Origin of the sequence: Pseudoalteromonas denitrificans DSM 6059, assembly GCF_900112265.1 — a bacterium.
GTDB classification, from domain to species: Bacteria; Pseudomonadota; Gammaproteobacteria; order Enterobacterales; family Alteromonadaceae; genus Pseudoalteromonas; species Pseudoalteromonas denitrificans.
Genome location: NZ_FOLO01000002.1, coordinates 81,977 through 104,759 on the forward strand (window position 1 = coordinate 81,977; position 22,783 = coordinate 104,759).

17 protein-coding genes are annotated in these 22,783 nt (G+C 34.2%); 12 read left to right on the forward strand and 5 right to left on the reverse strand.

The window, feature by feature from the left end; genetic code table 11:
* The first annotated feature begins 12 nt into the window (after positions 1-12).
* The 3 genes from BM088_RS01840 to BM088_RS01850 all read left to right on the forward strand — a co-directional run bounded on the left by BM088_RS01840 (position 13) and on the right by BM088_RS01850 (position 3,845).
* The gene (locus BM088_RS01840) at positions 13-1,140 is read left to right on the forward strand and encodes a glycosyltransferase (protein WP_091979306.1); all 1,128 of its coding nucleotides are present in this window, start codon (positions 13-15) and stop codon (positions 1,138-1,140) included.
* Between the two features lie 149 nt (positions 1,141-1,289).
* Complete coding sequence (locus BM088_RS01845; RefSeq protein WP_091979308.1) at positions 1,290-3,359, forward strand: LruC domain-containing protein; 2,070 nt, start codon at positions 1,290-1,292, stop codon at positions 3,357-3,359.
* Between the two features lie 9 nt (positions 3,360-3,368).
* The gene (locus BM088_RS01850) at positions 3,369-3,845 is read left to right on the forward strand and encodes a hypothetical protein (RefSeq protein ID WP_091979310.1); all 477 of its coding nucleotides are present in this window, start codon (positions 3,369-3,371) and stop codon (positions 3,843-3,845) included.
* 170 nt (positions 3,846-4,015) lie between these two features.
* Here BM088_RS01850 and BM088_RS01855 read toward each other — a convergent pair whose 3' ends face one another.
* From BM088_RS01855 to BM088_RS01870, 5 genes are all read right to left on the reverse strand, one after another.
* A complete protein-coding gene (locus BM088_RS01855; protein WP_091979311.1) occupies positions 4,016-4,696 on the reverse strand; it encodes a polyphosphate polymerase domain-containing protein in 681 nt (226 codons plus the stop codon).
* Positions 4,693-7,320, reverse strand: a complete 2,628-nt coding sequence (locus BM088_RS01860) for a hypothetical protein (RefSeq protein ID WP_091979313.1) — start codon at positions 7,318-7,320, stop codon at positions 4,693-4,695. The genes BM088_RS01855 and BM088_RS01860 overlap by 4 nt, the downstream gene beginning before the upstream one ends.
* Before the next feature lies 1 nt (position 7,321).
* Positions 7,322-8,050, reverse strand: a complete 729-nt coding sequence (locus BM088_RS01865) for a DUF4956 domain-containing protein (protein WP_091979315.1) — start codon at positions 8,048-8,050, stop codon at positions 7,322-7,324.
* Between the two features lie 407 nt (positions 8,051-8,457).
* Positions 8,458-8,598 (reverse strand): hypothetical protein, encoded by a 141-nt coding sequence (locus tag BM088_RS27090; protein ID WP_177207919.1) that lies wholly within the window; start codon positions 8,596-8,598, stop codon positions 8,458-8,460.
* Positions 8,599-8,922: 324 nt separating this feature from the next.
* On the reverse strand, positions 8,923-10,008 hold the full coding sequence (locus BM088_RS01870; RefSeq protein ID WP_177207920.1) for a glycosyltransferase family 2 protein: 1,086 nt from the start codon (positions 10,006-10,008) through the stop codon (positions 8,923-8,925).
* Between the two features lie 163 nt (positions 10,009-10,171).
* Here BM088_RS01870 and BM088_RS01875 point away from each other — a divergent pair, with 163 nt between their 5' ends.
* From BM088_RS01875 to BM088_RS01915, 9 genes are all read left to right on the forward strand, one after another.
* Positions 10,172-11,425: a glycosyltransferase family 4 protein gene (locus BM088_RS01875; protein WP_177207921.1), complete on the forward strand. Its 1,254-nt coding sequence runs from the start codon at positions 10,172-10,174 to the stop codon at positions 11,423-11,425.
* 148 nt (positions 11,426-11,573) lie between these two features.
* A complete protein-coding gene (locus tag BM088_RS01880) occupies positions 11,574-13,013 on the forward strand; it encodes a lipopolysaccharide biosynthesis protein (protein WP_177207922.1) in 1,440 nt (479 codons plus the stop codon).
* Between the two features lie 4 nt (positions 13,014-13,017).
* On the forward strand, positions 13,018-14,418 hold the full coding sequence (locus tag BM088_RS01885) for an O-antigen ligase family protein (RefSeq protein WP_091979323.1): 1,401 nt from the start codon (positions 13,018-13,020) through the stop codon (positions 14,416-14,418).
* Positions 14,419-14,697: 279 nt separating this feature from the next.
* Positions 14,698-16,191 carry a GumC family protein gene (locus BM088_RS01890; RefSeq protein ID WP_091979325.1) on the forward strand — a complete coding sequence of 498 codons (1,494 nt, stop codon included), beginning with the start codon at positions 14,698-14,700 and terminating at the stop codon, positions 16,189-16,191.
* A gap of 98 nt (positions 16,192-16,289) precedes the next feature.
* Complete coding sequence (locus tag BM088_RS01895; protein ID WP_177207923.1) at positions 16,290-17,354, forward strand: glycosyltransferase; 1,065 nt, start codon at positions 16,290-16,292, stop codon at positions 17,352-17,354.
* A 12-nt stretch (positions 17,355-17,366) separates the two neighbouring features.
* Positions 17,367-19,223 (forward strand): sugar transferase, encoded by a 1,857-nt coding sequence (locus tag BM088_RS01900; RefSeq protein ID WP_091979329.1) that lies wholly within the window; start codon positions 17,367-17,369, stop codon positions 19,221-19,223.
* Positions 19,224-19,392: 169 nt separating this feature from the next.
* Positions 19,393-19,719, forward strand: coding sequence for an STAS domain-containing protein (locus BM088_RS01905; protein WP_091979331.1), 327 nt, complete (start codon positions 19,393-19,395; stop codon positions 19,717-19,719).
* 23 nt (positions 19,720-19,742) lie between these two features.
* A complete protein-coding gene (locus tag BM088_RS01910) occupies positions 19,743-20,639 on the forward strand; it encodes an OmpA family protein (protein WP_245763730.1) in 897 nt (298 codons plus the stop codon).
* Between the two features lie 43 nt (positions 20,640-20,682).
* Positions 20,683-22,782: an SLBB domain-containing protein gene (locus BM088_RS01915; protein WP_091979667.1), complete on the forward strand. Its 2,100-nt coding sequence runs from the start codon at positions 20,683-20,685 to the stop codon at positions 22,780-22,782.
* Position 22,783 lies beyond the last annotated feature (1 nt).

Sequence of the window (22,783 nt, forward strand, 5' to 3'; positions counted from 1 at the left end):
CTGGGAGTATTTATGCGATTTATTGTATTTGGCGAAGATTGGGCTGCACACCCGAGCAGCACGCAACACTTAATAAAAGAAATATCTCAAGAGCATGAAGTGAGTTGGGTCAACTCCGTGGGAATGCGTACACCTAAATTTTCTTTTAAAGATATTAAGCGTGTTTTTAATAAATTTATTTCGCTTTTTAGTATGCGTAAAAAATCTGAATTTTTGAATGAATTTACAGTTTACAATGCAAAAATTTTACCTTGGCATCAATTTTCTTGGGTGAATATATTAAACAAGCAGCAAATAAAAAAAACAATACCTTTATTAAATACATCAATAGATGATGACCCTATCATTTATTGGATAAGTGTACCTACCGCTATCAGTATGATTGATATAAGGGAACAAGATAAAGTCATTTATTATTGTGGTGATGATTTTTCAGGACTTGATGGTGTGGATTATAATCTGGTTGCACCTTTTGAAAAAGAACTGATAAATAGAGCTGATATTATTTATGTTGTGAGTGACGCTTTAAAGCAAAAGATGCCACACAATAAAACTTTTCTACTTAGGCATGGTGTTGATTTCAAATTATTCAATATGCCTGCCAATATTAATGAAGGTTTACAAAAGCAAAGACCAACATTAGGCTTTTATGGATCAATATCAAATTGGGTAGATCTTGATTTATTAAAACAATTAGTTAAAGCAAGACCTGAATACGATTTACTTTTAATTGGTAAAAGTAAGGTAGATTTAAATGAATTGTTAGCTTTAAAAAATGTAAAGCATATAGAAGCAATAAACCACAATCAATTACCCCATTTTTCACAGCACTGGCAAGTTGCTTTACTCCCATTTGTTGATAACGCACAAATAAGGGCCTGTGATCCCTTAAAGCTTAAAGAATATTTAGCATCAGGAGCCCCTATCGTTTCAACTTCTTTTCCTGCTGTAGATAAGTATAAAGAAACAGTATTAATTGCAAATGATGTCCAGGGTTTTATTGAACGTGTTGATTGGGCTGTTAACTTAAGTATCTCAAGTGGTTTAATGTGGCGTCAAAATTCATCAAATCAAGTAAAACAAGAGAGTTGGCAGCAAAAGTCCCATTATGTTCTTAATCAACTTAAGTCTGTTTTATAGTCTTTATGGTTTTGCAATTTGTTTTGCAAATTGCAAAGTTATTAAACATCTTATTAGAGGTTTTACTTTAATTTGTTGATAGTAAAGTACTTTAAAGGTGGCGCGTAGAATGCACTCTTGAATATAGTTTATTCATTGGAGCGTATAATATGAAACGATGTCAGATCTTAAGATCACTCTTTTTAGGGATAGCGAGTTTAAGTGCGCAAGCAGGGGAACCCTTTAATTCCTGTCCCTCTAAAGCTTTTTTAGTACAAGATACAACTGCAAGGTTATATGGTGTGAATTTAGTTTCAGGTAATGCGCCTGAACTCACGTCAGATATGGGCACAAATAGCAAAGTAAATGGTTTTGGTTTTAGTGTGCACGATAGGTATTTATATGGTTGGGGCTATGAAGCTGGATCTTTGGTACGTATTGGCGTTGATTATCAAGTTGAGCCGTTAAGCCTTATTAATAATCCAGGAGGAAATTATTATGTAGGTGATGTATCAGTACAAGAAAACGCTTATTACTTCTATAAAAAAGGTGCAAGCTCAGGTTTATATCGAGTTCCACTTGATGAAACCAGCAGTGAGTATTTAGAGGTCAGCAAAATAACAGACGGAAGCGCATTAAACTTAACCATTTTTGATTTTGCATTTCATCCTGATACCCATTTAGCTTATAGCGTAGATAAAAATGGTGATTTACATCGCATTGATGTGAATTCAGGTACGTCAATATCTTTAGGTAATGTTGGACAAAGTGGCACTTTTGGTGCGGTATATTTTGATGTTGAAGGTACGTTTTATATAAGTCGTAATAAAGATGGCCATATATTTAGGATTAATGTTGCAAATTCAAACCCTACTGCAGAACTTTTTGCATTAGGACCAAACTCGGGAAATAACGACGGAGCGCGCTGTGCAACGGCACCACTAATTGATGAAGATGATACAGCAATTGATTTTGGTGATGCGCCTACCAGTTATGGTTTAACGTTAGCTGATAACGGTGCTAGACATGAGTTTGATGCTACTGGGTTATATTTGGGCAGTATTGTTAATGGTGAATCTACCCCTAAAGCGGTAGATGATAGTGATGATGGTGTGCAATTTATAACTGGATTAGAAGTTGGTTTGGATACTTTAATGCTCGTTACATCTTCCAGTGTAGGCTATTTGAATGCTTGGTTTGATTGGAACCAAAATGGTGAATTTGATAACAGTGAGCAAGCGGTGATATCAAAAAGCCTTGTAGCGGGTGAAAATCACATTTTACTTGAAGTGCCTAATAATGCTTTAGTTGGTAGTACTTGGATGCGTTTTAGAGTCACTGAAAATCCAACTGTTACAGCCAATGGCGGTGTTTCCAATGGTGAAGTAGAAGATTATCAGCAAAACATTACAGATCCTGGTATGTCTACAACTTATTATCCTGGAGCGAGTTCATGGGTATCTTTGGCATACGAGGACCTATGGCCTGAAACAGGTGACTATGACTTTAATGATGTTGTACTTAATTACAGAACCACAGTCAATAAGGTAGGTTCAAATGTTATTCGATATGTAATCGAAGGTGAGCTCAATGCTGTTGGGGCTGGTTATCATAATGGGTTTGCAGTGCGTTTTAAAAATTTACCAAGTGGATACGTAAATACAAGCTTAATTCGCCATGAAATAGGCGGGGTAATACAGTCAGGTATTGCACTAGAGTCAGGGCGTAGTGAGGCTATTTTAATTGTGATCCCTGATACTAAAACAGTCTATAGCAGCGCATGTACTTATTTTAGAACAAACGGGTGTGAAAGCGATCCCAAAATTAGTTTTAAGATCACCTTACCGCTAAGTACTTTTATAGACTCAAGTATTGCTCCTTTAGGTTTACTCGACCCCTTTATTTTTGCTGTAAATGGTTTTGCTCATGGGGATTATGTCAATATTAATAATGCTAGGTCTTGGGAAGTTCACTTGAAAAATAAAGAACCAACAGAGGCATTCGATTTAAATCTATTAACACTCGAAGATGACGCAAGTAATGTTGAAAGTGGGTTTTATTATCAAACTGAGAATGGATTACCTTGGGCTATGGAAGTTGGGGTTAATTGGTCACATCCAAAAGAAAATGTAGACTTAATTATTGCCTACCCGCTATTTAATAGCTTTGCCCGCTCGTCGGGAGTTGATAATTCGTTATGGTTCAATTCACCTGATAGTTCAAAGGTTATAAATAATTAGGAGTAAGTCATGATTTTTTTACAAAACAATTTTTTAATTATTTTATCAATAATGTTAGTTGGCTGCGGGGGAGGTAGTGAGGGGGAGAATAAAGGTGAAACTAAATCACCAGATTCAGTACCGATAGTAATGTTACCACCTCCACCGGATAATATTGTTGAAACTACGGCTGATATTATCGCTGACCAAAATTTTAATTTTTCAACTAAGTTTAGCCTTAAGCTTGATGCAAAATTAGTTGGATTAGATCAAAGAGCATATATTAATGTTTGCTTATCACCTGACCCAGGTAAGCAGCTTGATTATAATGAATGTCTATTTAGATCACCATTAAATCAAAATGGCATTCAAGAGTCTCTTATGATCAGTCATTCAGGTATAAAGTTAATTGCGCAAATTTGGTTTTACGATGGCACTACAGTGCCCATGGAATATGAATGGCAATACCAAGTTAACGATGATGAACAGCATTTTTTGATTCGCTAATCGTCAGTTAATTAAAAGTTTAAGTTTAAATAAAAAACCTTCTTTTAAATTGAAGGTTTTTTATTTTTCATATGTATTTATTTAAATTTTTGGCTTTGATAAAGATTACTGCCAATGAGTTAGTATTAAGTCCTTTTCATTCATTAATTACTGCTTGTTAAATGAATGCTTTAAAACCAAGTTAAAGCTCTGATCCCATTTACGTATTTTGAGTGACGAGAAGGTCTTAGAGGGCAAGCCGCAACCAATGCAGCGAGTTCTTTTTCGAAAGACTCATCCGTTTTAAGTTCAAGCAATACGTATTCGCCTAAAGATCGTCCAGTAACAAGGTTTGGTATACCTTGATAACGTTGATCATATACTTCTATATTTCTATCAAAAGTAGCCCGCATACTACCACATAGGCTCTCAAAATATTCTCTTTGGTATCGACAAATCAATACAGGATATTGATTGTTTCCCCACAAATTATTAGCTTGAATACTGAGTACTTTTTGACATGAAAGTAAATGATGATACCAGGCTTTATCGCTGTTTCTTATATCCAAATTCACAGGGTAAGTTACTTTATAGCCTTTACCTGCTTCACGGTATTTAAACTCTAACTTTGAATCTTTAGAATCAAACAATTCATCATACCAGCGGATACGGATCTTTTTTCTATTACAGATCCCACTGAGATTTTCTTCATATACATCTAAATTAGCACTATCGAGGTATAAGCTATTTACACTGCGATCAGGGTGCTTTTTACGAAATAGAAGTGGGTGTAACTTCAACCAATTTAATACGTGGTTTAGTCTACTTAAGGGGATCGGTATTTTAACTTCAAAGCGTCTAGTATTTTTCATTGTGATTTATCCGATTTCATAACTGTATTATATAAAGTTTGTATGTTTATTTTTTCAGGCTTGCTGGTTGTGCCATCCAGCGATAGTTGACTACCAAGCTCGCTTATAATATTGGCAATACAGTGTGATTTTTTGCAGTTAAGATTACGGGCAATTAATTTGGCACCGCCAAATATACTTTTTTTACTGTAAGTCATTAGTGCATAATGATTTATATTTTCAATTTCAATATCATCAGCATAAACTTCTGAGGCATCTTTACTGACTAGACCAAAGTTACTTGTATTAATTGAAATACTTTTAACATCAATAAAGCTGTTTTCACCTGCGGAGATTGCTTTATCTCGTATTTGTTGAAAATAGACATTTGAGATTAATAGTTTAGATCCGCTTACGTCTATCGCATCACCGCCTGAGCGAATGCCTATATTATGAAAGTCGCTTTGTTTAATGACACCAGAGCAAAAGTCACAATCAAAACCATCGGAAAAGGCGTTAGTGATTTTTAAGTCTTTAATTTTGAACTGGCTATTAATCATATTAAGCGCATCTTCAGAGTAATTATCACTGATATTGACATGATTCAAATGTGCATCAGCTTTAACAAAATAAAGCGCGCCCCTTGCTTGCCAAAAACCTTTACTGGGCCCTTTTGAATGACTGAAGTTACTATGGTTTATTTCAATCTTCTGATTGTCTGAAAACACAGATATACCGGCCCAATACTGATTTTTTTGTGCGCTTAAATTTATAGAATTTTGGGCGCTACCATTTAACATTAGCTTGCCAAAAACCATCATCCCAGCACCTTTGGAAAAGCGCAAATTAGCACCTGCAGCAATAATGACTTGCCAATTATTGGGAGTGACCAAATAATCATTAATTTGCCAATCTCCTTTTGCGATATACCATGTCTTATTGCTACTGTTATGCGTAATAAAAGGATAATTTTTTAATAATGGGTTATAACTGATAGGTCTAGGGATAAAATCTAAAGGTTGTGTATCTTTGATAAAATGAAACGGTTTTATTTTTTTAGATTCTAATCCTGCATGTAAATCCAGCGATGTTATATTATTTGGAATTTTAAAGGTAACTTTATTATTAGGGGGGATAGTTAACGGTAGATCACTGTTAATTTCATCAAGATAAACCATTTTTGAATAATGGGTTGCTCCAAATAGCGTTTCAAGATTAAGTGATTCTTCAGTATTGTTTTCTATTGTAAGAATGGCTGAATTTATATCGTTAGGGTTTGATTTAAAATGAGATGTTAAGTCCCAATTCTTTTTAATATTCACAAATGATAATTGCTTATGTAGCTGTGGATTTAATTTATTTGAAATGGTGCAACTGGCTATGATGCACTTTGTTTGCTTTTGTAATAAATCAAAATCATAAGTACTAATGAGTGGCATGTCTGAATTTAATAAGGTCAATAATTGAGTTTGCTGATGGTTTAAATGAGCTTGTAATGATCCATTATCTAAACGTTTATCTATCTGTTTTAATGCTTTCATATAACTATTTTTAACTAACTTATCGTTCAACATCATTCTTGTTACTTTAAATTCTTGGGTTACCGCTTGTGTAAACCAAAAGTGTTCCGCGGGTGAAACTGCCACATCGCTTTGAATCGGTTCTAATTTTGCTGTATGTGGATTGTAATAAAAGCGCCAGTTATTCCAGGTTAAAGCATGCCAGGCAGACCACACATCAACCGTCGCTAAATATTGACCTAATTTTTCATGATCAAAAACATCACTCGCTGTACGTTTTTTGTTAATGAAATCACTCAGTAAACTTAGTGCGATAGCACGTTGTTTATTTAAAGCTGGTTTACCTAAAATCGTACTACGTTGTAATACTCTAGGACGTAATTTTCGTATGATTTGTTTGTGTGAATTTTGAGTTTCATTTACTAAATCAAAGCGGGTAATTAACCCTTCTGTACGATTATTAACAGCAAGCATATCTTGACTAAACGCTTGTTCAAACAGCATAACCCCCCAATCTTCTCCATTCATTATGACTTTAACGGGTTTCATAATAGGTGTGATAATGTCAAAGTTTGCACCTTTCATGGTTTGAGAAAATAACATTGAACCATGATGACCTCTTACATTTGCACTGACGAGTGCAAAACGTCTACTAGATAAAATGGCTTGTTTTTTTTTCACCTCAAATCTTAAAAACCATTTATTAGGTGCATTAACATGATCTAGCATATCGCCCTGCAATCTGATTTCAGTTTTATATTTTTGACCCAAATAATAAACTTCTCCTTTAACTCTATTTCGAATTTCAGGAATACGACCAGTAGAAAGTGCTTGCTCTCTATCATTCATTATTTTTAGCCAGTTTTGATATTTGATATTTACTTTTAATAAAGGCATATCAGACTGAGAAGTCATATAGCGAATAGGTGCCTGTGCTATATCAGAGAGTAATTGAACTGCTTTATCACTACCGGTTTCAAAGCGTGCAGTGTAACCGGCTTGTATTAGCAGTGTTTTAATATAAAGCGGGGATGGCAGTATCAACAATCCAATTATAAAAACTAAAATGAAATACATGCGTCGCTCAGTCTTAGTATGGGATGACTCTGCTTTATGCAACTCCATATTAGACTCCTGCAATATTATGTTGTTCGAGTAAAGAGACACTGATCTGTGGATATACATTTTTGAGCTCAACAACGAGATCATCAATTTGTTTTGAATTTGTTAAAGAGACAAAAAATGTTGCATCAAACTGCTGATTATTAATATCTAACCTTCGTAACTCCATTCTGAGTGTATGATTGATAATCATATCTTTTAAATCTGATACATTAATGCATATGTCTTGGTTATTAGGGGATATATAATTTAGGGATAGAAATAAACCACTCTCATTATAAGATTTTGCGACTTTTCTTTTAGATACCGTGACTAACAGTAAAGTGGTAAAGCATGCTACGAGTGCCGCAAGTGTTTGCCCTGCACCAAGGGCAACCGCAATGCCTATATTTAAAAATAGATAAAGTAGTTCTTCAGGTTCTTTTATTGGTGTTCTAAAGCGAACAATAGACAGTGCACCCACCAACCCGAGTGCTAATGCTAAAGATGCTTTAACAACTGTAATAATTAAAATAACAGACATCATTAATAGTGGAAATAATCGAGAAAAATCTTGTCGATTACAAAATGCAGAAGAGTACTTTCTAAAGTGATGCCCAATCGCTGATGCTAAAAAAAAACCTAAAATTAAATTAAGTAACAAAGCACCTAATTGAACACTGGCATAAGGGAAAAACATAGCACGAATGTCTTTTGGTAAAAATGCAATGAGTAGTGGGTCGATAGATTCCATAGCAATACCTTATTTAAGATCAACTCAATAAGTAATATCACTTTGATTAAATATGTGATGATTCAAAATGGACTAAATATGCAATCGCTGGTGGCCTGCATGGATGCAGGTACTTAGGTTTAACCTGGAACTATAAACCTGTGCTATTGAAAATTTATCCTCATTTATATTTGATCACTTACTTAATAAAATGTATTTAACTTACAAATTAGTTGATATTTTAAGTTGTGAAACTGTATAAAAGGAATATGCATTCTATGTGCCTAATGTTATTTATATTTATATATAGAGCGGTTTTTAAAGCTGAAGTGTTAAATAAAAGGAGCGGGAGGAGGTCATCGTTTTAAAGTATGAAATCAAAGAAAGAAACGATAGGGCACTTCTTTCTTTACAAAGGAAAATCTTTATTATTTAGAGCGAACAGCACCAGATAAAGCGAGTTTCTTGCCATAACTATTTAACTTAGCTAGCATTCTTTGCTTTTTTGTCACAGTCTTAGCTGTTTCGATATTTAATTGGTTTGAATTTGATACATTTAAATTAGTCATGGTTTTACTCCGTTCGTTGGTATGCAGTAAGGCTATTTTGCAATCAATTAGCATAACTTACCAACGAGTTTTTTTAGTGTTTTCGGATTAAAAAAACTAATGTGTTGGTGGCGTGTTTTAATTCAATGAGTGTTATTTTCAAGCGATTGAATATAAATATATATAGTGTGACTTTTTATATGTGTTATAGGTCGATATTTTGCGTTTTAGTACGCCTTTTAACTTCTTTATGAATAATTATACTTCAGAGTGGTTTTGATTTTTTATTAATGTATTTAAAGTAAAACTCAAAAAATACAATGTTTGAGTTTTACTTTGTGTACTTTAATTTTGCAATTCGCTATTTTTTTTGCATTTTGCAACTCTTATTGGATATAAGTTAACTTCAGTTAAATGAATATCCGCTACCGTAGAATTAAAACTTCTCCAAGAGGGGGATAGCAAAAAGGCGACCATATGACATAAAAATGGCCTTAGGTTATTAATTGATTCATTAAATGAACTTGGTTGTGCTACAACAAAATTTCTATAATATTCGGCATAACCTGTAAATATGCGTGATATGCATTGTAATAACGCAATTGGCTTGGTTTTTATGATTTCTCTGGCATGTCGTAGCATAATTTTTTGCATCTGATTTAAGCGTAATTTTATATTTGATGTTTCAGAACCTGTACGCATTAAGTAAGCTAAATCAATACTATGGGTAAAGCCTATAGGGCCTTGTAATGAAACTTTTAACCAGTAATCCCAATCCTCAGCTGAAGATAAGGTTTCATCAAAATAAACTTCATGATTGAGTGCTGCTGTATTTATCATTACACCAGATGTGCCTATAATATTTTCTGAAAATATATCGGCAGTACAACTGTCTAATAATTTGTATTCATTGCAAAAATTATGATTTATATGTTTTTTAAATTTAGGCCAGTAAGAGAAGCAATCTCCTAAATAATCGTTGTCATTATTAAAGTGTAAATAATTACAAAAACTCATAACAGCGTTGGGCTCTTTACTATGAAATGCGAGTTGTCTTTTTAATTTACCTGTTAACCAGTAATCATCGGCATCTAAAAAGGCAATATACTTGCCTTTGGCATGTTTCAATCCTAAGTTGCGTGCTTTAGAAACTCCCACCCCATTGAGTCTTATGGGTTTTATTCTTAAATCACATTGAGATATTAATAATAAATATTGCCAAGTTTTATCGCTAGAACCATCATCTAGAATAATAATTTCCACAGATGAGACATTTTGTTTCTGGATACTTCGTATTGCTTTAGGTAAATATTCTAAACAATTAAAAGTTGGAATTATTATCGATGTATCAACTTTTTCTACTTTTTCATGGTATGCAATGACCATTTGATTTGAAAATGCTTTTTGAATCAAAAATTGTATTTTTGTCATTAAGTTTCTCCTACTTAATTTAAATTTCAGTGGCATCTAAATTGCTAATTACTTTCAATCATGGGTTTAACATAAAGGTTTAATAGGCATTTCACATGCCACATTGAAACAAATTACAGATGACTGAATTTGAAATTTAAAATGAATGAATAGGTCGATTATTATGAATAAAATTGCATATGTATTATCTAGTTACCCTGTCCTATCAGAAACATTTGTTAGTACAGAAATGAGAGCAATGGAGGCGTGTGGGCATGAAGTTCAGCCTATTGCATTTAACCATTATGAAGGGGAGTTTCAGGAGCAAGACACTGACTTAAAGGACAGAACGCTCTTTTTAAGTGATTATAGTAAATCAATTGCATTAAAGGCTTTACCTGCAATAGGGATTGGTATTGGTAAAGCCATTAAATTTGCATTATTACAAAAAGGTATTTCTTTTTACTCATTAGTGGGCAACGCCCTTAAACTAGCTTATTTGGCGAAAAGAACACATTGTACTCACTTTCATGCGCATTTTTGTCAAGGTGCTGCGGCTACTGCTATTGTTGCTGCTAGATTGTGTGGTGCAACAGTATCATTTGTAGGCCATGGTTATGATGTTTATGCAACACCCCAAGATTTACCCTTAAAACTAGCATCTGTAGATTTTGCAATTGCGGTTTGTAAAGACATGGTTTCAGATTTCAAAGAGTTATCCCCTAAAGTAAATGTTTCTCTTGTTTATTGTGGTATTGAACCGAATCGTTTTAAGCCCACCCATATTCATAATAATAGGCATGAGTTTGTTTTAAATTTAATCGAGTTTAAGGAATTTAAGGCGTTTCAGAAAAAATTTGGGAAAAAAGATAAAAAAGGGAAGTTACTTTTTATAGGCCGTTTATGTGAAACCAAAGGTTTGTTTACTTTATTAGCTGCGTTAAGACTTATACCTAAAGAGCATCGTCCGCAATTAGATTTAGTGGGAGATGGGGTGTTACGAGAGCAGCTCATTGAATATGTAAAAAAGAATAAGTTATCGCAATTTGTCAATTTCTTAGGCGCTAAACAATCATCATGGTTTATAGAGTCGAGTAAAAATTATGATGCTATGGTTGCCCCTTTTGAACTTGCGAGTAATGGTGATAGAGATACAGGACCCGTTGTTGTCAAAGAGGCTATGGCTTTAAAGTTACCTGTGATCACAACTTATTTTATGGGGTGTAATGAATTTCTAACACGCTCGACTGGGTTACGTGTTCCGCCTAAAGATCCCATTAAATTAGCAAGTATGATCAAGCAATTTTATCGTATGCCTGTATTTGATGTTTTGTGTATGAAAAATAATGCCTATAAACGTGTTTGTGATTTATACACAGCACAAAAGCAAGCTAGAAAGCTATCAAGTTTAATTGAAAATACAGCCAATCATTTTTAAAGTCACTTGAGAGTTTGCAATTTGAAAAAAGATGGTAATTTGATTAGCAATTTGCAAAGCATACTATGTCGTTTATAAGGAGTGTAAGAGGTAAGCGCTTGGCATGTTTATTGAAAAGCATACAAAGCGAGTGATTAAGGGGAAACGTATGATCAAAGGCATAAAAATTCATCAAGCGATTTACTATGGACTTGGTATTTTATTAATGAAATCGGTGTCTTTAATAATGCTACCTATCGTTACTTTTTATCTATCTCCTGCTCAATATGGTGCCTTAGAGCTAATGTTGAGTTTTTCTAATTTTGCAACGCTAATAGTAGGTTTTGGTTTAGTTGATGGTCTGTATCGGTTTGTGGGTATGAATGAGGATCCCCTAGATGAAAATATGATCATTGCCAATTTTATCACATTAGCTTTGATTATTGGTTTAGTTAGCCTCGCGATTGGCATGAGTTTAGCGCCCTTTATTGTCATGTTTTTAACCGCTGGTATTACTTTATTTGATATGCAGCTATTAGTTATTATGTTTTCATTTGAAGGTTGTATTGCGATTCCGTTAGCCTGGTTAAGAATGAGAGAGCAAGCATCAAGCTTTTTTTTGCTTACAACAAGTAAAGTGATAATTCAGGCGTGCATATCTTGGTTTTTATTACGCCAAGGCCTTGGGATTTCGGCAATCCTTTGGGGTGGATTAATTTCAATTTTATTATTGGCAGTGACTTTATTGTTTATGCAGATAAGAGAAACCGGTCTTAACTTAAATTTTAAATTAGTGCCTCAGATTTTATCTTATGGTTACCCGCTTGTTTTGAGTAGTTTAGCTGCTTTTGCCTTGAATGGTGCTGATTGGTGGATGGTCGCTGCTGTATCTTCTGAGCATGAATTAGGTTTATATTCATTAGCAAAAAAACTCGCTACGATTAGCATTATTTTAATACAGCCTTTTTGCATGTGGTGGTTTGCTCGGCGGTTTGAAGAATTAAAAAAAGCAAACGGATTAGAAGTTGTCGCAAATAAAACCTCTTTAGGGCTGGCATTAGTCTTGTGTTTTGCAACGCTTATTTGTTTAAGTTCACCTATCGCCATTAATTATTTTATCGACTCTAATTATCAAAATGCCATCATTTATATTCCTTGGTTACTGACTTTCTTTGTTATAAAACAAGCAGCCGAACTGATAAATATGGGCTGTTATATTAAAAAATCGACTAAAAATGTGATGTATATTGATTTTGCCACTGCGATCATAGCCGTTATGTTATGTTATTTATTAAGTGAATATTTTCAAGTGTTTGGTGTGATACTTTCACTCATCTTGGCGCAAACCTTCCGGGTGGTGACTTTTTTTATTATTAGCCAGCGTACATTAGAATTGAAGTATGACTGGAATAAGCTACTGCTGTTATCGATAATTTGTGTTTTATTTTTAATCATAATACCTAACGTGATTAATCTTTATCTGCAATTACTTTTAATAATTGTAGCCTTGTTAGTTATGAGTGCTTTCTTATATTTAAGTGGCTTATTTACTGCAAAAGAAAGCATCAGTAAAAATAAGTTATTAATGAAACTATCTTTAAGAGCTTAATATTATGCAATTACTTATATTTTGCGGGTACTCAATATTAGTGGGTGTGATTTGGTATGTTATGCCTTCCCCTATCTTAGTGATAGCGGCATTTCTAGCGCCTGCAATTGTGGTTAAACTGACAAAAATTCCCTATATCATCTGTTTAGGGTTTATCATTTTTTCTTTTTTTAGAATTCATGAGGCTTTTCCATTTTTAAGTCCATTGCATATCCCTCAGTTATTAGCTTTGGCAACTTTAGGTGTACTTGTCTGGCACTTGTTTGTTTCAAAGGAAATTAATTGTTATTGGACCCCTCAATTAAGTTGGTTTGTTGCATTTTTTGCTTTAGTTGTTGTGGGGGTAATATTTGCGAGTAACTCAGGAAAAGCGATTGGTTACTTTAATTCTACCTATATTAAAATTGCTATCTTGGTATTTGCCATTGTTTGGCTGAGTAAGTCTCCGAGTGATTTTTTGTTAGCTAGCCGGTTATTTTTATTATCAGGCGTTGTGATCGCTTGTGTTGCGCTGTCAAATAAAATGAATGGTATCGGGCTTGTTGAAGGTACTCGCGTCACTATAGGCCGAGATATAGGTTCAATTTTAGGGGATCCAAATGATTTATCGTTAGTTTTACTATTCCCTTGTGGTTTTGGGTTAAGTTTATTTTTTTCTACTGGTCTATCTAAGTGTGAGCGTTATTTAGCTGGGTTGAGTTACTTTTTGCTCGTTAGTGCGATTATTGCAACGCAAAGTCGAGGTGGTTTATTAGGTATTATGGTTATTTCGGGATATTTTGCTTGGATTAAAGTGAAATCAAAAATGTTATTAATAAGCGGCGCGGCAGTTTTACTTCCGATACTACTTGTTTTAGCGGGTATTTCTGATCGTTCCTCAGGTGGAGCAGCTGAAGAGGGAATTGATGAGTCTGCTATGGGCAGAATATATGCTTGGGGAGCGGCTTATAAAATGGCTTTGTCTAATCCATTAACTGGAGTTGGGATAAATAATTTTTTAGTTAATTATTATTATTATAGTGCCCATTGGGATGGTTTAAATCATGCGGTTCATAGTACTTGGTTTGGTATTCTAGCTGAGACTGGCTTTTTAGGGTTAACGGTATTTTTGTGTTTATTAGCGAGTTTATTGAGAAAGTTAAAAACAGCACAACGGCAAATATCTTTACTCATTTTGATGGTAGAAAATAATAGCTGTTTATTATCACGTAATAAGTTGATAACCATTCAATATTATTCCTTTGCATTATTTGCTGGTTTTTTAAGTTTTATGGTATCTGGTACTTTTTTAACTCAAGGGTTTACTTGGCCTTTTTACATTTTAATGGCACTGACTATTTCATTATGCAATTATATTGAGCATCAGTATATTGCACACAATACGCAAGTTATTACTCAAGAATAATTATTTATCTTCAATCATTTTACTACTACCAGTTTCATCCCATAGTTTCATTTATCGCTCAAATTATCTTAGTTTATCTGTAAATTGAGTTGTTTCTTTCTCATATCTACACCTTCGTTTTATTAAATTAGCCCCCGTTTTTTGTGAAATGTCACTTCTGGCAAAATAATTGCGTTGTATATAGATATTAAAGCAAAAAGACGTTGTAAGTTGCTTTTTGCTAATAGGATTTACAGTAGGGGGCGGTTTGCGTTGCAAATTGCAAAATAGGAGAAATTGATGTTAATTCGAGACCAGATCAAGAGAATCGCTTATCTCTCGTTATATGCAGCCTATATGAGAGCTAAAATGATGCTAATACCTCTTATATTAGTGCCAATCCTAGTCCTGGTCATCTCTTCTACGGCTAAAAAACAATATATAAATCATGCAACAATTTTGATTGAAGAATCAGCCTTATTAAACCCTTTTTTAGATGATTTATCTTTTTCATTTGAGCTTAAAGATCGTATGGATGCATTACGTACTTTGGTTATCAGCCGTAAGGTTTTAGCTGCAGTGGCCATAGAGGTTAATCTTGTGCCAAAAAATGCAACGGATTTAGAAATAGATAAAATGCAAAAAAAATTAGCGAATGCACTGTCATTATCTTTGGTAGGTGATGAGTTGGTTCGTATACATTTTAGATGGACTAATAGAGAGCAAATGAAACCTGTGTTAGAAGCTGTGATTGAGAAATTTATAGAAAGACTACTTGCACCCACGAAGACATCGTTAGATACCTCAGAGCAATTCTTTTCACAGCAACTAGATGTATTAAGAACTGAACTAGAAAAGTCAGAAGATTTACTGGCTCACTTTAAATCAAATAATAGTGATTCTTTGCCTGAGTTGTTCACTTCTAATCGTGGTGCTTTAGAGAGTTTAGAGATACAAAAACAACAAAAGTCAGTAGAGCTTAGTGGTGCAAAAGCCAGGCTTGATGCCTTATCTAATAAATTAGGCAAGGCAAATCCAATACTCGGTATTTTAGAAAATAAAATAATTATTACAGAGTCTGAAGTGTCTTTATTACGCACGCGATATACAGATAAGCATAGTCAAGTACAGGCAAAATTACGCACGTTAGTTAACTTAAAAATGCGTCAATCAGAGTTAATGGCTCAAAATATGCAATTAGATACTAGTGATATGGACAAGTTATGGCAAATGGCTAATACCTTGCCTGCTAAGGATGGTAATACAGAAAATAATTTACTAGTTACGCAACTAGTAGCCTTACAGGAAGCTAAAAATAATGTGATGCAAATTGAGCAAGAATTTAAAATGTTATTGGCACAAATTAAGGATTTGTCTGAGCGATTATCAAGTACTTCAGGTGTTGAGAAAGAACTTAAAAAATTAGAAAGAGACCATGAGGTCAAGCAGTTACTTTATAGAGAAATGTTAAGCCGTTACGAAATGGCAAAAATTACAGGCAAGTTAGTTCGTTATGAAGGCCCAGATAAGGTTAAAACGATAGAAAGAGCTTTTAGTCCTACCAGTGCGATAAATACACCTTTGATTGTAATTTTATTTATTGGTATAAGCTTAGGTGTTTTAGCTGGTGGTGCAGCAGTCTTTTTAAGCTTTTTATGTGACAGTAGTATTCAAGATATCGATAGCATTGAAAAAACAACAGGGCTTAAGGTGGTTTCAGTTATCCCTATTATTGATGATAAATCAATAGCTGAGTCAAAACAGATTGCAATTGAAGGCGAACCACTTACTTAAGTGAGAAGAGATTTTTAAAGTTTAAGTTGGACATATGTTAAATGGATTGATTTTAAATGACTAAATAATTTAAAAGCGAGGTAATTATGGTGAATGTAATGCAATTAGTGCAGCACTTTAAAATTGGTGGTTTAGAAAAAATGGTATTTGAGCTCAGTAGCAAAAGTAATCATAGTCAAACAACCCATGTTGTTTCACTGGAGGGGGATTGTGATGATGTACTTAAGCAATGGCCACAACTGAAATTACTCTCTCATGTCGATTGTTTAGATAAACAACCTGGAATTAGTTTTAAAATTGTAGATCAGTTAGTTGCGCTTATAGATGAGCATCAAATTGATATTATTCATAGCCATCATATTGGTCCTATGTTGTATGGTGCATGCGCAATAAAAAAAAGAAGGCATGTAAAACATATCACGACAGTACATGACGCTTGGTATTTAAATGGATGGCGTTACCGCTTATTAACACGATTACTTTATAAATTGACGCCTATCACTGTTGTTGCTGATGCTGTGGCTGTGGCTGATGAAGTGTATAAAAAAGTAGATTTCAAAGCACAGGAAATTGTTATAAATGGTATAGATAGTGTTGAATTTAGCCCTATTAACATGCAATTTGCGCGCTATCAGCTTAATTTACCTAGGACTGCAAAACTGATTGGTTGCGCTGCAAGGATTGAGGAAGGAAAAGGACACTGTAAATTGCTTGAACAGCTTATTAATCTACCTGATGATTTTCATTTAGTATTTGCAGGCAGTGGCTCTAAATTAAAAGAGTATCAGAGCTTAGCAAAACAACTCGGGATTGAAAAACGTGTGCACTGGTTGGGTAATGTGCAGCAAATGACAACTTTTTATTCATGCTTAGATCTTTTTTGTTTGTTCTCTCAAAGAGAAGGGTTACCACTGAGCATCTTAGAGGCGATGTCATGTAATAAACCTGTAGTAGCAAGCAATGTAGGGGGAGTGAGTGAAGTTGTTACTAAAGGTCTAGGTATTTTATTAGAATTTAATCAATCGCAATTATTGCCACAAGCAATATTAGATGCATTAAACCTAAAAAAAGAGAATGCAATAAGGGAAGCTGCAATCAAACAAGGGTGTTCGCGTATTATGGCCGCACAATATGATGCGTTATATGATTCTGTATTAGTCTAAAGGGGCGGCATTATGAATTCGTTAATTGTTGATTTGATATGGGTTATTATTGCAGTCTGTACTTTTTTGTTCATTTATCATCATTATTTATACCCTAAACTATTACGTGTTTTAACACATACTTTAAAACGTAAAATGATAAATAAATCAAGAGCACATAGACATGAAAAGTACTCAGTAACACAAGAGAATAATTTACCATCAATAGGTATTTTATTATGTGCATATAATGAAGCTGAGTTTATTCAGCAAAAATTATTTAATTTAGCTGCATTGCAATATCCTGGGTATAAATTTGAAATACACCTATTACTTGATGGCTGTACAGATAATACTTTGGCATTAGCCCAAAGCGCGATTGCGCAATTACACAAACAATATATTGCTTGTCAATTACATGTTTTTGAAAAAAATAAAGGTAAACTTTCTGGCATTAATTACCTTATTTCACAGCAAAAAGACAATTATGATATTTTATTGTTCAGTGATATTAGCGCGCTTACTAGCATAGATGCACTCAAGTTGATTGTTGATGATTTTGAAGATGACTCTGTTGGTGTAGTCTCAGGTGTTTATCAATTTTATGATACGTGCTCTGAACAGCAGAAAAAGTATTGGCATTATCAAAATAGTATTAAACAAGATGAATCATATTTAGGTGCAGTTGTGGGAGTTCCAGGTGCTTTATTTGCGATGAGAAGTGAGCTCTGCCAGACTTTGCCTAAAGATACTATTAATGATGATTTTGTTTTATCTATGATGGCTTTAGGTGAGGGGCATAAGTCAATAATAAACCCTTGCTTAAATATTATTGAAATGGATCAAGATACTTTAGAAGTCGATAAGTTGAGACGCATTAGAATTGGTGCGGGTAATTTTCAGCAAATTTATTTATTAAAGCATTTGTTTACCACCAAAAACTTGCCTCTTAAATTTTCTTTTTTATCTCATAAGGTATTGAGAGGGTTAATGCCATGCTTTTTATTCGTTTCGGTGGTGTTTTTAATTTTAGCCGCATGTTTTGAAAATAATTTATTTGCGCAATTTTTATTAGCTGGGTTAGGCTCTACTAGCTTAATTGGAGTAACTAAATCAATTTTTAAAATCAAAAGAGCATTGCCAATTGTAGATGATATGAATTATGTACTAACAGGCTATAGTGCAGCATTTTATGGCATCTTTCGTTTGATGTCTGGGTTTTACCGCTCACCCTGGAAAAGAGAGAAAAATAAAGCTGCATTTAATCAAAAGGTGTTAGTAACAATCGCCAAACGTACTATAGATATCTTTGGATCTATTATTGGTTTGACCTTATCTATCCCTATTATGATGATTGCAGGCGCTGCGATTAAATTGAGTTCAAAAGGTCCTATTTTTTATCATCAGCAAAGGGTCGGTAAGTTTGAGGAGGACTTTGTCGCATTATTTAATGTATATAAATTAAGAACTATGGTTGATAACGCTGAAAAGAAAAATGGTGCTGTTTGGGCGTCAAAGGAAGATCCTAGGATCACTAAAGTAGGCTTGTTTTTAAGAAAGACGCGTATAGATGAATTGCCACAGTTTTTTAATGTGCTCAAAGGGGAAATGTCTTTAATAGGACCAAGACCAGAGCGCCCTGTGTTCTATGGAAAACTAGAATCAGGTATTCCTTTTTATAGTCAAAGAACTTTTGGTGTGAAACCTGGGATATCGGGTTTAGCACAAGTGATGAATGGTTATGATGAAACTCTTGAAGATGTAAAATCAAAAATTGCATGGGACTATGCTTATGTTTTATCTCTGTGTTCATTCACTCAATGGCTACAAATGGAATGTAATATTTTAGTGAGAACGGTTTATATTGTTATCACAGGTAAAGGCCAGTAATTCTAATACACTTATTTTTATATTGCACTTTGCAATTGTCATTGCAAAGTGCAAAGTTCATTTTATCTTAAATTTTTAAGTTGTTGTTATATATACCTTATTGTTTTGGCATCTATTTTGGATAGTTATACATAATTGTAATTATGTATTTTCAAAAGAGGTAACAACCATGACAACCTTTAACTGTACAAGTGAACATAAAAATACGCTGATAGTCACCCTTCCAAGTGATTTTTCAGGATTAGCTGTAGATCAATACAGAGATCAATTTGATGATTTAGTGACAACAGATAAACCCACCATCATTCTCGATTTTGCAGCAACAGAGTTTATTGATTCATCAGGCATTGGTGCCATGGTGTATTTATACAAACGCATTGAAAAACGCGGTGTACAACTGCTTTTATTAAAAGTTGCAGGACAACCGAATAAATTAATGAAGTTATTAAGAGTCGATCGAACGATAACATTTATTGATGATTTAGGTGCAGCTTAAGCTAATAAAAAAGGAATACACAAATGAAACATATAAATACTATCAGTTTGGTTTTATTAGGGCATATGTTTTGCGGATGTGCTAGCTGGCCAGAAGAAGGCCGAGGAGGTTGGGCTGAAAAGTTTTCGCCTGACGGAGTTGAGCAAGAAGATGCTTGGTATTGGCAAAATCAAAAGCATTTAGAAACTGAGTTTGATCATTTATCAATAAAGTTGCAGTTATTGCAAAGTCGAGGCATTCAAAAATGTATGCCTGGTCAATTACATCAAGCAAACTTAATGCTAAATCGTGTAAACAGAGAGTTAAGTGCACAAATGTTAGAAGACGCTCAAGCTGACTTACTTGTTTTATATCATCAACTCAATCAGTTAGAGCGTCACTTTAATATCATTATTGAAAAAACTCAGTGTGTTGTAGACATAGCTGCACCTTCAAAAGAAACAAATAAAGACTTAATGAGTAGAATAGAAATATTGCTCAATAGTGATAACCAATTTGCATTTAATAATTTTCAAATAACACAAAAGTACATGATGCGCATAGCGCAAGTTTCAGAGCTAATAAAACTTGCAGGAGATATTAAGATTTTATTAGTTGGTCATGCTGACGCAGAGGGCAGTGATAATGCTAATTATGAATTAGCCTTTAAACGTGCTGAACAAGTTAAACATTGGTTAGTTGTATATGGCGCTGATAAAAGTAATTTAGTGACCTTAACACAAGGTGAAAAGCAACCGCTTACTTCATTTGTAAATGAGGGCAATGTCACAGATATTAAAGCTAAAAATCATTCGGACCGTCGTGTTAATGCGTATATTTTACCTTCAAATAAAACAAATGAAGTGGAAAATAATGAAGTGTCATTACCATTATCTAAATGGACACATGAGCTAAGTTCGGATGAATCTAAAAATAACTAGGGAGATAATTATGCGTCAGTTTATTCTATTACTTTGTTTTTTTATGTCAGTGGCTAATGCACAAGTTGTTAATCCTGATGTTGCAAGTAGTGAAGTGAAAGCACTCGAAAAAGCAAGTGAAAATGAACAAGTGATCAGTGTTGGTAATAAAGTATTTTTACATATTCCTGGCGAAGAGGGGTTTGATAAACCTTTTAAAGTAGATGAAAAAGGAGAAATAAATTTACCAGAAATAGGTAAAATTAAAATTTCAGGAAAAATTCCTTCAAGAGTTGAAGCGGAATTAAAGTTACGCCTTGCTGGTATATATCGTGAATTATCTCGTTTTTATCTAGAGGTGCGTTCAAGAGAATTATTAGTCACAGTTTTAGGTTATGTGAATGAACCTTCTCAAGTGAGCGTTCCAGAAAATGGCAATATTCAAATGGTCATTAATCTAGCTGGTGGCTTAAAGCAAGGTGCACAAATGGATCGTATGCAGATCCGTCGTTCAGGTGAAATGATTGAGTTTAATTATAAAGAATATTTAGATACAGGTAATACTGAGTTGTTACCACAGATCCAAACAGGTGATACTGTATTTGTACCTGTCTCGCCTCTCATAGGCAATGTTCAAATAGACTTTGACGCACGCACTTTAGCTGAGTCTGGTGATGCGGGTGAAAATAACGAAGCGGTTACTTTATTTGGCGAATTACATCATCCAGGCAGTTTTTCTTATAAAAAAGATATGACTATTATAGAAGCTTTAATGCGCGCTGCAGGTGTGACACGTTATGCTGACGTGACAAAAATAAGAGTGATTCAAAATGATACCCCAGTTATTTTTAATTTAAAGGCTTACCTAGATAGTGGCAATAACAAATTGTTACCAGCGATTAGCCCAGGTACTACGATTTACGTTCCCATTATGGTTGATGATGTTAATACGACTGAAAGCACTGTTTATATTATGGGAGAAGTGAAACAGCCCGGAGGTTATGAAACAAATAATAAAGTGACCTTTTTAGATATTTTAGCAAATGCGGGAGGACCAACTCGTTGGGCAGAAACCAGGCATATCACAGTATTACGTCCATCAGGGGAGCGGGTTTTATTTGATTTACTCGCTTACACCGAAGGTTTCAAAGATATCTCTATTCCAGATGTAGGCCCCGGAGATGTAATCTTTATTCCTGAAAAAACTGATATAAATGAAAAAAGTTGGTTAAAAGTGCCCCCTAAACGTGCAGTGAAAATTATTGGTGCAGTGCATAAGCCTGGTCGTTATGAGTGGAGTGATGAAATGGATTTTACAGATTTATTTTCTCATGCAGGAGGGCCAACAAAAGGCGGTAATGTAAATGATATTAAAATTATACGTGATGGCCAAATTACCAGAACATTCAGTTTTGATAAATATGCTAATGATAAAACCAATAAGTATCAGCTACCTGAAATACAGGCGGGAGATACTGTCATCATTGAAGAGTTACCCCATGATCCAAGAGACAATAAATCCCAATGGGTAAGACAAAGTGCTGAAAGTTCTATTTATATTATGGGACAGGTTGGCGCACCTGGTCGGTATGGTTTTAATAACGCACTTCATTTTTTAGATATCTTAGCAGCTGCAGATGGCACAACAGATAAAGCAGACCTTCGCAATATACGTATTACCCACAGAAATGGAAAACATGCAAAAGTGAGTAAGCTCAATCTAGCGCTTTATTTTGAAACAGGAGATGAAACTTTATTTCCTAAAGTCGTGGCGGGAGATACCATTTATGTTCCTGAAAAAAATAAAGATTGGTTAAGTAAACCTAAAGAAAGTGTTGTTCGTATCATGGGCGCAATTGAAAAACCTGGACGTTATAACTTTGACGATTCAATGACTTTACTTGATATTCTAGCTGAGGCTGGTGGCCCAAGTCATGATGCATTAATTGAAAATATCGTTGTAATAAACCACTCATGTTGTAAAGAGCAGGCGAGACGTTTTGACTTGGAAAAATTTATTAAAAATCCTAATTCAGCAAAAATACCTGTCTTACGTGCTGGAGATACTGTTTATATTGCAAATGATAAAGATAGTGTTACTAAAAATGCCAAAGAGTCATTCTTAGATATCTTAACAATTGCAGCTTTAGTGATAGGTTTATAAC